The sequence below is a fragment of the Streptomyces sp. NPDC058646 genome, assembly GCF_042716875.1.
Lineage (GTDB): Bacteria > Actinomycetota > Actinomycetes > Streptomycetales > Streptomycetaceae > Streptomyces.
The window spans coordinates 34135-48463 of sequence record NZ_JBHXRK010000006.1 but is presented as its reverse complement, the minus strand read 5'-3'; the positions used below and the strand labels follow the sequence as shown (position 1 = coordinate 48463).

Here is a 14329-nt window from a genome sequence, read left to right as displayed (position 1 = left end):
CCATGCGCGTCAATTTCACTGTCAACGGTCGTCAGCAGGAAGCCGACGACGTGTGGGAGGGCGAGTCCCTTCTCTACGTCCTGCGTGAGCGTCTGGGCCTGCCCGGTTCGAAGAACGCCTGCGAGCAGGGCGAGTGCGGTTCCTGCACCGTCCGTCTCGACGGCGTGCCGGTCTGTTCCTGCCTGGTGGCGGCCGGCCAGGTCGAGGGTCGCGACGTCGTGACCGTCGAGGGCCTCGCGGAGTTCGCCAAGCAGCGCGAGGAGCACGGCCACGGCGGTGCCTGCGGCACCGGCGGCGGCTGCGGCAGCAAGGGCGGCGTCTCCCTGGACGCGGCCAAGCAGTGGCAGGCGCACGGGTCCGGCGACTCGCAGACCGGCGAGGGCGTCGAGCTCTCCAACATCCAGCAGGCGTTCATCGACGCCGGCGCCGTCCAGTGCGGTTTCTGCACCCCGGGCCTCCTGGTCCAGGCCGACGCGCTGCTGGAGGAGAACTCCTCCCCGTCCGACCAGGACATCCGTGAGGCCCTGTCCGGCAACCTGTGCCGCTGCACCGGCTACGAGAAGATCCTCGACGCGGTCCGCCTCGCGGCCGCCCGTCAGGCAGAGGCGGTCTGACCATGGCTCAGAACACGCGCACCGTTCCGGCGGGTACGCCGACCAACGTCACGCAGAAGCACAACAAGGGCGGCATCGGCGAGTCCACGCTGCGCCCGGACGGCACCCTCAAGGTCACCGGTGAGTTCGCGTACTCCTCGGACCTGTGGCACGAGGACATGCTGTGGGGCCAGACCCTGCGCAGCACCGTCGCGCACGCCGAGATCGCCTCGATCGACATCTCCGAGGCCCTGGCGATGCCCGGCGTCTACTCGGTGCTGACGTACGACGACCTGCCGGCCGAGATGAAGAACTACGGCCTGGAGATCCAGGACACCCCGGTGCTGGCCAACGGCCGGGTACGCCACCACGGTGAGCCGGTCGCCCTCGTGGCCGCCGACCACCCGGAGACCGCCCGCCGCGCGGCCGCCAAGATCAAGATCGACTACCGCGAGCTGCCGCTCGTCACGGACGAGGCCTCCGCCCTGGCCCCCGACGCGCCGCTGATCCACGAGGGCCGCGACGACCACCACTCCGGTCACGTCCCGCACCCGAACATCGTGCACCGCCAGCCGATCATCCGCGGCAACGTGGAAGAGGCCCGCAAGCGCGCCGACGTGATCGTCGAGGGCGAGTACACCTTCGGCATGCAGGACCAGGCCTTCCTCGGCCCGGAGTCCGGCATGGCCGTGCCGTCCGAGGACGGCGGTGTCGACCTCTACGTCGCCACCCAGTGGCTGCACTCGGACCTCAAGCAGATCGCCCCCGTCCTCGGTCTCCCCGAGGAGAAGGTGCGCATGACGCTCTCCGGCGTCGGCGGTGCCTTCGGTGGTCGCGAGGACATCTCGATGCAGATCCACGCCTGCCTCCTCGCCCTGGCCACGAACAAGCCGGTCAAGATCGTCTACAACCGGTTCGAGTCCTTCTTCGGCCACGTGCACCGCCACCCGGCGAAGCTCTACTACGAGCACGGCGCCACCAAGGACGGCAAGCTCACGCACATGAAGTGCAAGATCGTCCTGGACGGCGGCGCGTACGCGTCCGCTTCCCCGGCGGTCGTGGGCAACGCCTCCTCGCTGTCGGTCGGCCCGTACGTCATCGAAGACGTCGACATCGAGGCGATCGCCCTCTACACGAACAACCCGCCCTGCGGCGCGATGCGCGGCTTCGGCGCCGTCCAGGCCTGCTTCGCGTACGAGGCCCAGATGGACAAGCTCGCGGCGAAGCTGGGCATGGACCCGGTCGAGTTCCGCCAGCTGAACGCCATGGAGATGGGCACGATCATGCCCACCGGCCAGGTCGTGGACTCCCCGGCGCCCGTCGCCGAGCTGCTGCGCCGGGTCAAGTCCCGCCCGCTGCCGCCGGAGCGCCAGTGGGAGAGCGCCGGCGAGGGTGCGGACGTCCGCGCGCTGCCGGGTGGCCTCTCCAACACCACCCACGGCGAGGGCGTCGTCCGCGGCGTCGGCTACGCGGTCGGCATCAAGAACGTCGGCTTCTCCGAGGGCTTCGACGACTACTCCACCGCCCGCGTGCGCCTGGAGGTCATCAACGGCGAGCCCGTCGCGATGGTCCACACGGCCATGGCGGAGGTCGGCCAGGGCGGTGTCACCGTCCACGCGCAGATCGCCCGTACGGAGCTGGGCGTCACGCAGGTGACCATCCACCCGGCCGACACCCAGGTCGGCTCCGCCGGTTCCACGTCCGCCTCGCGGCAGACGTACATGACCGGTGGCGCGGTGAAGAACACCTGTGAGGCCGTGCGCGAGGCCGTCCTGGAGATCGGGCGCCGCAAGAACGGCTCCTACCACCCCGCGTGGGCCACCGCCGAGCTGCTGCTCGAAGGCGGCAAGGTCGTCACCGACGGCGGCGAGGTCCTCGCGGACCTGGCCGACGTCCTCGAGGGCGAGGACGCGATCGACCTCGAACTCGAGTTCCGCCACCGTCCGACGGTCCCCTTCGACCTGAAGACCGGCCAGGGCGACGGTCACGTCCAGTACACCTTCGCCGCGCACCGCGCGGTCGTGGAGGTGGACACCGAGCTGGGCCTGGTCAAGGTCGTCGAGCTGGCGACCGCCCAGGACGTCGGCAAGGCCCTGAACATGCTCTCCGTGGTCGGCCAGATCCAGGGTGGTACCACCCAGGGCCTCGGCGTCGCGATCATGGAAGAGATCATCGTGGACCCGAAGACCGCGAAGGTGCGCAACCCCTCCTTCACGGACTACCTGATCCCGACCATCCTGGACACCCCGACCATCCCGGTCGACGTCCTGGAGCTCGCCGACCCGAACGCGCCGTACGGCCTGCGCGGTATGGGCGAGGCCCCGACCCTCTCGTCCACCCCGGCCGTCCTCGCGGCGATCCGGCAGGCGACCGGTCTCGAGCTCAACAAGACGCCGATCCGTCCGGAAGCCCTCACCGGGACCCTCTAGGACGGCGTGGTCCGGGGGCCGCGAGGCCTCCGGACCCCCTCAGACTCTCCGGGCGGTGCGACATGGGAACGTCACACTTCACTGCGCACCGCCCGGAGTACATACGAAGCACCGCACCGCTCGCGGTCCCTTCACCTGGCAGTACCCCTGCAGAAACCCCCCCGCCATGAGTACCAAGCGGTAACCCCCGCAGTACCCGCAGTACACGCAGTGCACATTTCGCGTCGCCTCGGGCCGTCACCCCGGGTCGTGCAGCCAAACGCAGCATCCCAAATCCCGCAGTCTCCAATCCCCACGCGGGTGCCCCTTTGAACCTTGGGAGTTAGGCACCATGACCCAATCGTCAGTGGAGCCCAAGACCACCGCGGAAGAGGCCGGCGACGGCTCTCGCAACCCCGCCGGACGTTCTTGGCTCGACCGGTACTTTCACATCACCCACAGAGGATCCAACGTCGGCAACGAGGTTCGTGGCGGTATCACGACCTTCATGGCGATGGCGTACATCCTTCTGCTCAACCCCCTGATCCTCTCCGGCAAGGACGTCGCCGGAAACACCATGAGCCCCGCCGCTCTGATCACGGCCACCGCCTTCGCGGCGGCCCTGACCACGCTGCTCATGGGATTCGTCGGCAAGGTGCCCCTGGCCCTGGCCGCCGGGCTCTCCGTCTCCGGCGTGCTCGCCTCGCAGGTCGCCCCCCAGATGACCTGGCCGCAGGCCATGGGCATGTGCGTGATGTACGGCGTCGTGATCTGTCTCCTGGTCGTCACCGGCCTCCGAGAGATGATCATGAACGCGATCCCGCTCGCGCTCAAGCACGCGATCACCATGGGCATCGGTCTGTTCGTTGCCCTCATCGGCCTCGTCAAGGCCGGCTTCGTCCACCCCTCGCAGGTGGGCGGCCCCGTCACCCTCGGTCCGGGCGGCGAGCTCGCCGGCTGGCCCGTCCTGCTCTTCTGCGTCACCCTGCTCGCCATCTTCATGCTGCAGGCCCGCAAGGTTCCCGGCGCGATCCTGATCGGCATCGTCGGCGGCACCATCCTCGCCGCCATCCTCAACGTCATCGTGGACATCGACCCGAAGGCCTGGAGGAACGGCCCGCCGGAGCTCTCGGGGTCCGCGGTCTCGATGCCCGACTTCTCGCTCTTCGGTGACGTCTCCTTCGGCGGCTGGGGCGACGTCAGCGCCATGACGATCGGCATGATCGTCTTCACCCTCGTGCTCGCCGGCTTCTTCGACGCGATGGCCACCATCATCGGCGTCGGCACCGAGGCCAAGCTGGCCGACGACAAGGGCCGCATGCCGGGCCTGTCCAAGGCCCTGTTCATCGACGGCGCCGGTGGCGCCATCGGTGGTGTCGCGGGCGGCTCCGGCCAGACCGTGTTCGTCGAGTCCGCCACCGGCGTCGGTGAGGGTGCCCGCACAGGTCTCGCCTCCGTCGTCACCGGCCTGTTCTTCGCCGCCTGCCTCTTCTTCACCCCGATCACCCAGGTGGTCCCGGGTGAGGTCGCCTCCGCGGCCCTGGTCGTCATCGGCGCGATGATGATGCAGAACGCCCGCCACGTGGACTGGTCCGACAGCGCGACCGCGATCCCGGTCTTCCTGACCGTCGTGATCATGCCGTTCACCTACCAGATCACCGCTGGTGTCGCCGCCGGTGTCATCTCCTACGTGGCCATCAAGGTCGCCCAGGGCAAGGCCCGCGAGATCGGCGCCTTCATGTGGGCGCTGACCGCGATCTTCGTGGTCTTCTTCGCCCTCAACCCGATCGAGGGCTGGCTCGGGGTCCACTGACCCGGCCGGTCGTGAACCGTACGAAAACGCACCCTCCACGTATCCGATACTGGAAACCGAACCTCTCCGAGGAGGCCCCCATGCTGGACATCGCCGAAGAACTGAACCGGTGGGTCGAGCAGGGACGTGACTTCGCCGTCGCCACGGTGGTGGCGGTCGGCGGGAGCGCGCCCAGGCAGCCCGGGGCCGCGCTCGCCGTCGACAGCGAGGGCACGGCCATCGGTTCGGTATCCGGTGGATGCGTGGAGGGTGCGGTGTACGAGCTGTGCCGGCAGGCGCTGGAGGACGGCGAGACCGTCACCGAGCGCTTCGGGTACAGCGACGACGACGCCTTCGCCGTCGGTCTGACCTGCGGCGGGATCATCGACATCCTCGTGACCCCGGTCCCCGTGGGTTCTCCCGTACGGGAGGTGCTCGCGGCCGGCCTGGCCGCCGCCGCCCGGGGGGAGGCGGCGGCGGTCGCCCGGATCGCCGAAGGCCCGGCCGAGCTGATGGGCCGCGCCGTGCTCGTCCGTACCGAAGGCGCCCCCGAGGGCGGTTTCGGCGGACACCCCGAGCTGGACCGCACCATCGCCGAGGAGGCCCGCGCCATGCTCGACGCGGGCAGGACCGGCCTGCTGGAGATCGGCGCCGACGGCAGGCTCTGCGGAGAGCCGCTGAAGGTCCTGGTCGAGTCCAGCGTCCCGCCCCCGCGGATGATCGTCTTCGGCGCCATCGACTTCGCGTCCGCCCTCGTGCGGATCGGCAAGTTCCTCGGCTACCGGGTGACGGTGTGCGACGCGCGGCCCGTGTTCGCGACGAAGAACCGTTTCCCCGAGGCGGACGAGATCGTCGTCGACTGGCCGCACCGTTACCTGGAGCGCACCGACGTGGACGGCCGGACCGTCCTGTGCGTGCTCACCCACGACGCCAAGTTCGACGTCCCGCTCCTCGAACTGGCCCTCAGGCTTCCCGTCGCCTACGTGGGCGCCATGGGCTCCCGGCGCACCCACGAGGACCGCAACAAGCGGCTCCGCGAGGTCGGGGTGAGCGAGCTGGAACTGGCCCGGCTGCGCTCCCCGATCGGCCTGGACCTCGGCGCCCGCTCCCCGGAGGAGACCGCGCTGTCCATCGCCGCGGAGATCGTGGCCAACCGCCGCGGCGGCACCGGGGCGGCCCTCACCGGCGCGCACATACCGATCCACCCCGACGTCTCCCACAAGAGGGTGATCAGCCGCATAGGCTCGGTCGCTTGAAGAGCGGAACCCGCTGACGGCGGGACGTGACACGCGAGGGCGCCACCCCCCTGGGGGTTGCGCCCTTTCGGCGTTCCGCCTATTTTACCGGCCGGTAACAGGAGGCACCCTCTCCCTCCCTCCCTCACACCGGAGTTGAACGGATGTCACGTACCCTCCGCACCCTGGGCGCGCTGGTCGCGGCCACCCTGCTGACCGCCGCAGCCGCCGCCACCGCGCCGGCTCCCGCTGCCGCCTCCGCTCCCGGGGGCGGACTGCGCGAGGTGCTGTTCGTCGGGAACAACTGGGAGGGGACCGCCGACGTCCTCGCCTCGACCGGCGACCTCGCCCGGGTCGGCCGCATCGATGTCGTCCCCGACAAGGCGGAGCGCCTGTGGGAGATCCACCTCAACCCGGTGAAACTCGCGTACTTCCTGGGCATCCGGGAGTCCGCCGGCGAGGGGCACGACCAGTTCGTGGACGACATGTACTCCACCCCGGACGGCTCCGCGGTCGTCGTCTCCCGCCCCAGCTTCGCCGACGTCGTATCGATCGACGTGGCCTCCGGCCGGATCAACTGGCGTTTCCCTGTGTCCGGATACCGCTCCGACCACATGGCGGTCTCCCCGGACGGCACGCGCGTCGCGGTCTCGGCCTCCACCTCCAACACCGTGCACGTCCTGGACATCGCCGACGGCCGCCAGCTCGGTTCCTTCAGGACCGGCGACAAGCCCCACGAGAACACCTTCACCCGTGACGGCAGGTTCCTGTGGAACAGCTCGATCGGCGAGGTGAACACCGCCCTCGACGCACCCTGGCTGGACTGGACGAAGGGCGACCGGAAGATCACCGTGGTCGACGCGCGGACCTTCCGCACCGTCCGGGTGATCGACATGCGGGAACGGCTCGACGCCTTCGGCCGCCCCGACCTGTCCGACGCGGTGCGGCCCGTCTCCTTCAGCCCCGACGAGTCGAAGCTCTACTTCCAGGTGTCGTTCTTCACCGGCTTCCTGGAGTACGACGTCGCCACCGACCGGATCACCCGGATCAAGGACCTCCCCGCGAACCCGGCCACCAGCACCGACCGCACCACCTGGGTCAACGACTCCCGCCACCACGGCCTGTCCATGAGCCCGGACGGGACCAAGCTCTGCGTGGCGGGCACCATGGACGACTACGCCACCGTGGTGGACCGCGCCACGCTCACCGAGGGACCCCTCGTGCCCGCCGCCAAGCCGTACTGGGCGACCGTGAACGGCGACGGAACCGCCTGCGTGATCTCCGAGAGCGGATCCGACCGCGTCACCGCCATCGACTTCGCCACGGGCACCGCCCGCGTGTCCGTCCCCGTCGGCGACCACCCGCAGCGCATCCGGCTCGGCCACGTCCCCGCCGCCTGGCCGGGGAAGTAGGGCGCCGGGGGCCGGACGCACCGGGGCCCGTCCGGCCCCGGTGCGGCCCGTCCGGCCCGGCTAAAGGCCCCGGCCGGCGTAGGAGATCCTCGCCGCCGCCATCCCGAACCCCGGGGACCGGCCGGCCAGTGCCGGGCCCGTGGGCAGGCGGTGCAGGTCCTCCTCGCGGTAACGGCGGCACTTCTGATGCCAGTTGAGGATCCCGGCCAGCCAGTCCTGGAGTTCCCGCACATAGGCGTCGAGCCCGGCCCGGGCCTCCCGGTCCAGCTGCCAGTCGTCGTACAGCACCGGCAGCTGGGTGGCCACGATGTGCTCGAACTCCTCGGTGCGCTGGGTCATCAGGGCATGGCAGATGCGCAGCGCCTCGGGGTAGCCGATGTCGAAGAAGTTCCGGGTGACGAGCACGTGGTTGTGCACCTCGCCCTCCACCTCGATCTCCTTCTGGTAGGAGAAGACGTCGTTGATCAGGCAGGCGGTGTCCATCGCCGCGTTCTCCAGGGAGCGGATCACCCCCGAGGCGTAGATCTCCTCCGGGATGCCCCGGCCGGACAGGCCCAGCCGGCACAGGTACATGGTGAGTTCGCTGCCGAAGGTGTGGCGCCGCATCTCCGCGTAGTCCACCGGGTCCGGGATCCGGTTGGCGATCGAGTTGTCCACCTCCCACACCCAGCTCTGCAGCATGGTGACCAGACAGGTGCGGAACTCCTCCCGGTGCTCGGCGGCCATCGCCGTGGTCGTGCGCACCCACAGGTCGGCGAGCGCCCGTTCCATCGCGGTGAGCGGCTCCGGCTGCTCGGAATGGTCCACCGGGATCATGGTGATCAGCCGGGCGGTGGCCGCCTTGGCCGCGGGGAGGTCCTTCCTCTGGGCGAACGCCACCGGGTAGTAGTCGTCCCCGTACGTGCCCCAGGTCAGCCAGCACGCGTTCAGGGCCAGCTGCTCCGGGGTGGCGTCCGGGTCGAGACCGGCTGAGCACAGCGCGAAGTCGAAGCCGCGCACCCGCTGTTCGTCCCAGATCGCGGAGGCCGGGTCGCCGGGCTGGGCGTCCAGCAGGCCCATCCGCCGGGCCCAGGCGACCGATTCCTCCAGGGCGTGGCCGTGGTGCGGGCTGAGGGTCAGGGGGAACGGCATGTAGATGTCCGGGATCACGGACGGACCGGTCTTCTCGAACGGGACGTGCGTGAAGGAGCGGCGGCGCAGCTCCATCGCGCGGGCCGCGAACACCGAGCGGAGGTCCAGCGCCGCGGTGCCCGGGCCGGCCGGCAGGAAGGGCAGCGTGACCGCCGTGGTGGACCGGGCCTCCTTGTTCATGTAGCGGCTGGAGACCATGTGCCATTCGTGGCCGCCGGACTGCCAGTCCTGGAGCCCCTTGGCGTAGGCCAGGATCGCGGCGGTCTCGGCCGGATCCAGCCCGTGGTCGGCGATCAGCTGCGGGATCTCGGAGAGCGCGGTGTGCTCGAACTGCTGGAGCCGGGAGGTCAGCAGGTCGTTGGAGGCGTCGGCGGCCTCCTGGGTGGTGCAGTCGAGGAAGGTCTCCAGGACCAGGACGGCGTTGGAGAGTTCGCCCTCGTCCGCGACCTCGCGCTGGTAGGAGAAGATGTCGTTCCTGATGTGCACGGCGTCGGAGAAGGCGTCGCGCAGCACGGCCAGCGGGCGGGCGTGCGCGATCCGGGCCGGGACCTCGGCGGAGACGTACTCGATCAGGCCGGCCGACCAGGGGGCCCCGCCGACCTTGCGGCGCATCTCGATGTATTCGAGCGGGTTCGCCACGCGCCCGATGTTGATGTTGGCGAGCTCCCACATGGACTCGTTGAGCAGGTTCTTCGTGCTCTCGGAGAACCGTTCCCTCCAGTCCATGGACATCGCCGGTACGGTGCGTTCCCACAGGTCGGCGAGACCGGCCTCCACCGGGTTGGTGGCCTGCGGGAAGCCGTCGGCCAGGTCCATCGGCATGAAGGCGGCGAGCTTGTCGAGGTAGTCGCGGGCGCCCTCGCGGTCCTGGGAGCGCTTGTACATCTCCAGGAAGTGGTCGTCGAAGAAGAAGACCCACACGTACCAGTCGGTGACGAGCGACAACGCCTCGCTGTCGCAGTCCGGATGGGTGTAGGCGCAGAGCAGCGCGTAGTCGTGCGAGTCGAGGTCGCTCTCCTCCCACACACCGGAGCCCTCCAGCATCCCCAGGGCGCGCGCCCATTGCTTGGTGTGGACCCGCGCGTCCTCCAGGTGGGGGTTCAGGCGCGCCGGATAAGGCACATAGAAATCCGGCAGTTGAAACGGCTGCGTCACGGCTGGGTGGGCCTTTCGTCCATGGGTGCGGGAGTCCGGTGGCCCGGCCCCCCGCACGAGATCAGCAGTGCCCTACCCCTGGCGCCCCTGGGATAAGGGGGAGTTCACTGCTTCAGGTGACGCCAGGACCGTTCCGCGCCGTGGGGGTCCCGCACGGGATAGGAGGGGCCTGCGCGGCCGCCGGGTGCTCCGCCGCGAACGGACGCACCGGCCGTGCCGCCGACCACGTGGCGGCCCGTGGAACGGACCCGCCTCGGGCCCCGTCCCGGTCGTCGGTACCCGGTGCGATCCCGCCACGCCCTGCACGGGTGTAGCAGGCGACGGCCGGGGAACCGGCCGAGACCCGCCCGCTCACCGACTGGAGGTACGGGCACACCGCCCCGGACGACCGCAGCAGTCGCGCCGACGGCACCCCTCCGCCCCGCGGGCCGACCTGCCACCGGGACCGGCCGGCCCCGCGCTCCCCGGGACGGAGCCGGCCGGCCGCGTCCTCATCGGCGACGGCGGCCCGGCCGACACGGCGGCGGCTCCGCCGTGCACCCGGCCGGGGCCGGGACGACCCGTCCGGCGGCAGCCGCGGGAGCGGCAGCTGCCACGGGACGGGTCCCCGTCACTCCGCTTCGCCCTCCAGGTTGCCCTCGGTGTCCAGGTAGACCTGGCGCAGGGCTTCGAGGACCTGGGCGTCGGGCTTCTCCCACATGCCGCGGGACTCGGCCTCCAGCAGGCGCTCCGCGATCCCGTGCAGGGCCCAGGGGTTCGCCTCCTCCAGGAAGGCGCGGTTCTCCGGGTCGAGCACGTACGTCTCGGTGAGCTTGTCGTACATCCAGTCCGCGACCACGCCCGTCGTGGCGTCGTAGCCGAACAGGTAGTCCACGGTCGCCGCGAGCTCGAAGGCGCCCTTGTAGCCGTGGCGGCGCATCGCCTCGATCCACTTCGGGTTCACGACGCGGGCGCGGAAGACCCGGCTGGTCTCCTCGACCAGGGTGCGGGTCTTGACCGTCTCCGGGCGGGTGGAGTCTCCGATGTACGCCTCCGGAGCCGTGCCGCGCAGCGCGCGGACGGTGGCCACCATGCCGCCGTGGTACTGGAAGTAGTCGTCCGAGTCCGCGATGTCGTGCTCGCGGGTGTCGGTGTTCTTCGCCGCGACCGTGATGCGCCGGTAGGCCGTCTCCATCTCCTCCCGGGCGGGGCGCCCTTCGAGACCGCGGCCGTACGCGTACCCGCCCCACACCGTGTAGACCTCCGCGAGGTCCGCGTCCGTGCGCCAGTCCCGGGAGTCGATCAGCTGCAGGATGCCCGCACCGTACGTACCCGGCCGCGAGCCGAAGATACGGGTCGTCGCGCGCCGCTCGTCACCGTGCTCGGCCAGGTCCGCCTGGGCGTGGGCCCGGACGAAGTTCTGCTCCGCGGGCTCGTCCAGGGAGGCCGCGAGCCGTACCGCGTCGTCCAGCAGGCCGATCACGTGCGGGAACGCGTCGCGGAAGAACCCCGAGATGCGCAGGGTGACGTCGATGCGCGGCCGGCCCAGCTCCTCCAGCGGGACCGGCTCCAGGCCGGTCACACGGCGCGAGGCCTCGTCCCAGACGGGACGGATCCCCAGCAGCGACAGGGCCTCCGCCACGTCGTCGCCCGAGGTGCGCATCGCGCTGGTGCCCCACAGGGACAGGCCGACGGAGGCCGGCCACTCGCCGTTGTCCGTGCGGTAGCGGGTCAGCAGGGACTCGGCGAGCGCCTGGCCGGTCTCCCACGCGAGGCGGGAGGGGACGGCTTTCGGGTCCACCGAGTAGAAGTTCCGGCCGGTGGGGAGCACGTTGACGAGACCGCGCAGCGGGGAGCCCGAGGGGCCCGCCGGGACGAACCCGCCGTCCAGGGCGGCGACCACGTGGGCGATCTCGTCCACCGTGCCCGCCAGCCGCGGGACCACCTCGCGGGCCGCGAAGGACAGGACGTCCGCGACCGGGGCCGGGTGGCCCGCCGCGACCGAGGGCACCGCGTCCGGCGACCAGTCCGCGTCCTCCATCGCCTGCACCAGCGCACGGGCCGCCTCCTCGACGGCGTCCGCCGAGGTACGGGTGGCCGCGGACTCGTCCAGTCCGAGGGCCTCGCGCAGGCCGGGCAGGGCCGTCGTACCGCCCCAGATCTGGCGGGCGCGCAGGATGGCGAGCACCAGGTTGACGCGGGCGGGGCCGGTCGGGGCGCCGCCCAGGACGTGCAGCCCGTCGCGGATCTGGGCGTCCTTGACCTCGCACAGCCAGCCGTCGACGTGCAGCAGGAAGTCGTCGAAGCCCTCGTCGTCCGGGCGCTCCTCCAGCCCCAGGTCGTGGTCCAGCTTCGCGGCCTGGATCAGGGTCCAGATCTGCGCCCGGATCGCGGGGAGCTTCGCCGGGTCCATCGCGGAGATCTGCGCGTACTCGTCCAGGTGCTGCTCCAGGCGGGCGATGTCGCCGTACGACTCGGCCCGGGCCATGGGGGGAACGAGGTGGTCGACCAGGGTGGCGTGCACGCGCCGCTTGGCCTGGGTGCCCTCGCCCGGGTCGTTGACCAGGAACGGGTAGATGAGGGGCAGGTCACCGAGGGCGGCGTCCGGGGCGCAGGAAGCGGACAGCCCCGCGTTCTTGCCGGGCAGCCACTCCAGGTTGCCGTGCTTGCCCAGGTGGATCATCGCGTCGGCGCCGAAGCCGCCGTCCTCCGCACGCGCCTGGATCCACCGGTACGCGGCCAGGTAGTGGTGCGAGGGCGGCAGGTCCGGGTCGTGGTAGATCGCGATCGGGTTCTCGCCGAAGCCGCGCGGCGGCTGGATCAGGACCAGCAGGTTCCCGCGGCGCAGGGCCGCCAGGACGATGTCGCCCTCCGGGTTGGCCGAGTGGTCCACGAACATGGAACCGGGGGCCTCCCCCCAGTGCTCCTCGACGCTCTCGCGCAGGTCGGCCGGGAGCTCGGCGAACCAGCGCCGGTAGTCGGCGGCCGGGATACGGACCGGGTTGCGGGCCAGCTGCTCCTGCGTGAGCCACTCCTGGTCGTGGCCGCCGGCCTCGATCAGGGCGCGGATCAGCTCGTCGCCGTCACCGGAGACGAGGCCGGGGACGTCCTCGACGGGACCGAAGTCGTAGCCGCCGGAGATCAGCGTCCGCAGCAGCTCGACGGCGCTCGCCGGGGTGTCGAGACCCACGGCGTTGCCGATGCGGGAGTGCTTGGTGGGGTAGGCGGAGAGGACCAGCGCGACCTTCTTGTCGCGGCGGTCGATGTGCCGCAGCCGGGCGTGGCGTACGGCGATCCCCGCGACCCGGGCGGCCCGCTCGGGGTCGGCCACGTACGCGGGCAGGCCGTCCTCGTCGAGCTCCTTGAAGGAGAACGGGACGGTGATCAGGCGGCCGTCGAACTCGGGCACGGCCACCTGGGTGGCGGCGTCGAGGGGGGACAGCCCCTCGTCGTTCTCCTCCCAGTTGCTGCGCGAGCCCGTCAGGCACAGCGCCTGCAGGATCGGCACGCCGAGGGAGGCGAGCGCGCCCGCGTCCCAGGACTCGTCGTCCCCGCCCGCCGAGGCGGTGGCGGGGCGGGTGCCGCCGGCCGCGAGCACGGTGGTGACGACCGCGTCGACACCCTCCAGCGCGGTCAGCAGTTCCGGCTCCGGGGTGCGCAGCGAGGAGACGTAGAGGGGGAGCGCCTGCGCGCCCTTCGCCTCGACGGCCTCGCACAGGGTGTGCACGAAGGCGGTGTTGCCGCTCATCTGGTGGGCGCGGTAGTACAGCACGGCGACCCGGGGGCCCTCGGTCCGCTGCGGGGTGCGCTCCAGCGGGCCCCAGGTGGGGGAGGCGGCGGGCGGCTCGAAGCCGTGGCCCGTGAGGAGCACCGTGTCGGAGAGGAACCGGGCCAGCTGGTCCAGGTTGGCGGGGCCGCCGTGCGCGAGGTAGCCGTGGGCTTCGGCCGCGATGCCGATCGGGACCGTCGAGGCCTCCATCAGCTGGGCGTCCGGGGCCTGTTCGCCGGTCAGGACCACGACCGGGCGGGTCTGCCCGGGGGCGAGGAGCAGGTCGAGGCCGTCCTGCCAGGCGCGCAGGCCGCCGAGGAGGCGTACGACGACCAGGCCGACGCCGTCGAGGAGGCCGGGCAGGTCGTCCAGGGGAAGGCGGGAGGGGTTCGCGAACCGGTACGGCACGGGGCCGTCCGCCGTGTTCGCGGCGCGGGCGCTGAGCAGATCGGTGTCGGACGTCGACAGCAGCAGGATCATGCGGCGGCCTTCCTCGGGGTTTCCGCGCCCCGGGCAGTGAGGACAGCGGGAGTTCCTGACTCACCCCGCGGATCGCTCCGCGGGGTTCACAGTGGCGGGACCGCGCCGGAATCTCACCGGGCTTCCTCCCTTGTCGCCGTCCTCGGCGACGACGGGCCGTGTGGTCCGTCGGGAGGTCATCTTAGGTGGCCTTTTCCCAGGCCGGGTGTGCGGGTGGGCTGCGCCGGCTCGGGCGGTTCCTGGCCGTGGCGGGCCGTTGCCCGTGCTCGGTAGGTGCGGCGCCGTTGCCGGGGCTCTGCCCCGGACCCCGCGCCTCAAACGCCGGCGGGGCTGGATGTGGCGGGGGCGGCGGCGGTGGGCTGGACTTGGCTGGGC

General features: G+C 71.3%; 7 protein-coding genes and 1 riboswitch. Of the genes, 5 read left to right on the top strand and 2 right to left on the bottom strand.

Going from position 1 to position 14329, the window contains the following annotated elements:
* The first annotated feature begins 2 nt into the window (after nt 1-2).
* The 5 genes from ACFWUZ_RS09470 to ACFWUZ_RS09450 all read left to right on the top strand — a co-directional run bounded on the left by ACFWUZ_RS09470 (nt 3) and on the right by ACFWUZ_RS09450 (nt 7440).
* Complete coding sequence (locus ACFWUZ_RS09470; protein ID WP_384369773.1) at nt 3-614, top strand: (2Fe-2S)-binding protein; 612 nt, start codon at nt 3-5, stop codon at nt 612-614.
* Nucleotides 615-616: 2 nt separating this feature from the next.
* Complete coding sequence (pucD, locus tag ACFWUZ_RS09465) at nt 617-3022, top strand: xanthine dehydrogenase subunit D (RefSeq protein ID WP_384369770.1); 2406 nt, start codon at nt 617-619, stop codon at nt 3020-3022.
* 331 nt (nt 3023-3353) lie between these two features.
* A complete protein-coding gene (locus tag ACFWUZ_RS09460; RefSeq protein ID WP_384369767.1) occupies nt 3354-4814 on the top strand; it encodes an NCS2 family permease in 1461 nt (486 codons plus the stop codon).
* A gap of 80 nt (nt 4815-4894) precedes the next feature.
* On the top strand, nt 4895-6049 hold the full coding sequence (locus ACFWUZ_RS09455) for an XdhC family protein (protein WP_384369764.1): 1155 nt from the start codon (nt 4895-4897) through the stop codon (nt 6047-6049).
* A 143-nt stretch (nt 6050-6192) separates the two neighbouring features.
* The gene (locus tag ACFWUZ_RS09450) at nt 6193-7440 is read left to right on the top strand and encodes a YncE family protein (RefSeq protein WP_384369761.1); all 1248 of its coding nucleotides are present in this window, start codon (nt 6193-6195) and stop codon (nt 7438-7440) included.
* A 60-nt stretch (nt 7441-7500) separates the two neighbouring features.
* Here ACFWUZ_RS09450 and ACFWUZ_RS09445 read toward each other — a convergent pair whose 3' ends face one another.
* The gene (locus ACFWUZ_RS09445; protein ID WP_384369758.1) at nt 7501-9726 is read right to left on the bottom strand and encodes a germacradienol/geosmin synthase; all 2226 of its coding nucleotides are present in this window, start codon (nt 9724-9726) and stop codon (nt 7501-7503) included.
* 610 nt (nt 9727-10336) lie between these two features.
* On the bottom strand, nt 10337-13954 hold the full coding sequence (cobN, locus tag ACFWUZ_RS09440) for a cobaltochelatase subunit CobN (RefSeq protein ID WP_384369755.1): 3618 nt from the start codon (nt 13952-13954) through the stop codon (nt 10337-10339).
* A gap of 28 nt (nt 13955-13982) precedes the next feature.
* Nucleotides 13983-14123: riboswitch (cobalamin riboswitch) on the bottom strand.
* Between the last annotated feature and the right edge of the window lie 206 nt (nt 14124-14329).

Excerpts from the sequence above, each read along its gene's own strand:
- ACFWUZ_RS09470 (WP_384369773.1), top strand. The coding sequence starts at position 3 with ATGCGCGTCAATTTCACTGTCAACGGTCGTCAGCAGGAAGCCGACGAC.
- pucD (WP_384369770.1), top strand. The coding sequence starts at position 617 with ATGGCTCAGAACACGCGCACCGTTCCGGCGGGTACGCCGACCAACGTC.
- ACFWUZ_RS09460 (WP_384369767.1), top strand. The coding sequence starts at position 3,354 with ATGACCCAATCGTCAGTGGAGCCCAAGACCACCGCGGAAGAGGCCGGC.
- ACFWUZ_RS09455 (WP_384369764.1), top strand. The coding sequence starts at position 4,895 with ATGCTGGACATCGCCGAAGAACTGAACCGGTGGGTCGAGCAGGGACGT.
- ACFWUZ_RS09450 (WP_384369761.1), top strand. The coding sequence starts at position 6,193 with ATGTCACGTACCCTCCGCACCCTGGGCGCGCTGGTCGCGGCCACCCTG.
- cobN (WP_384369755.1), bottom strand. The coding sequence starts at position 13,954 with ATGATCCTGCTGCTGTCGACGTCCGACACCGATCTGCTCAGCGCCCGC.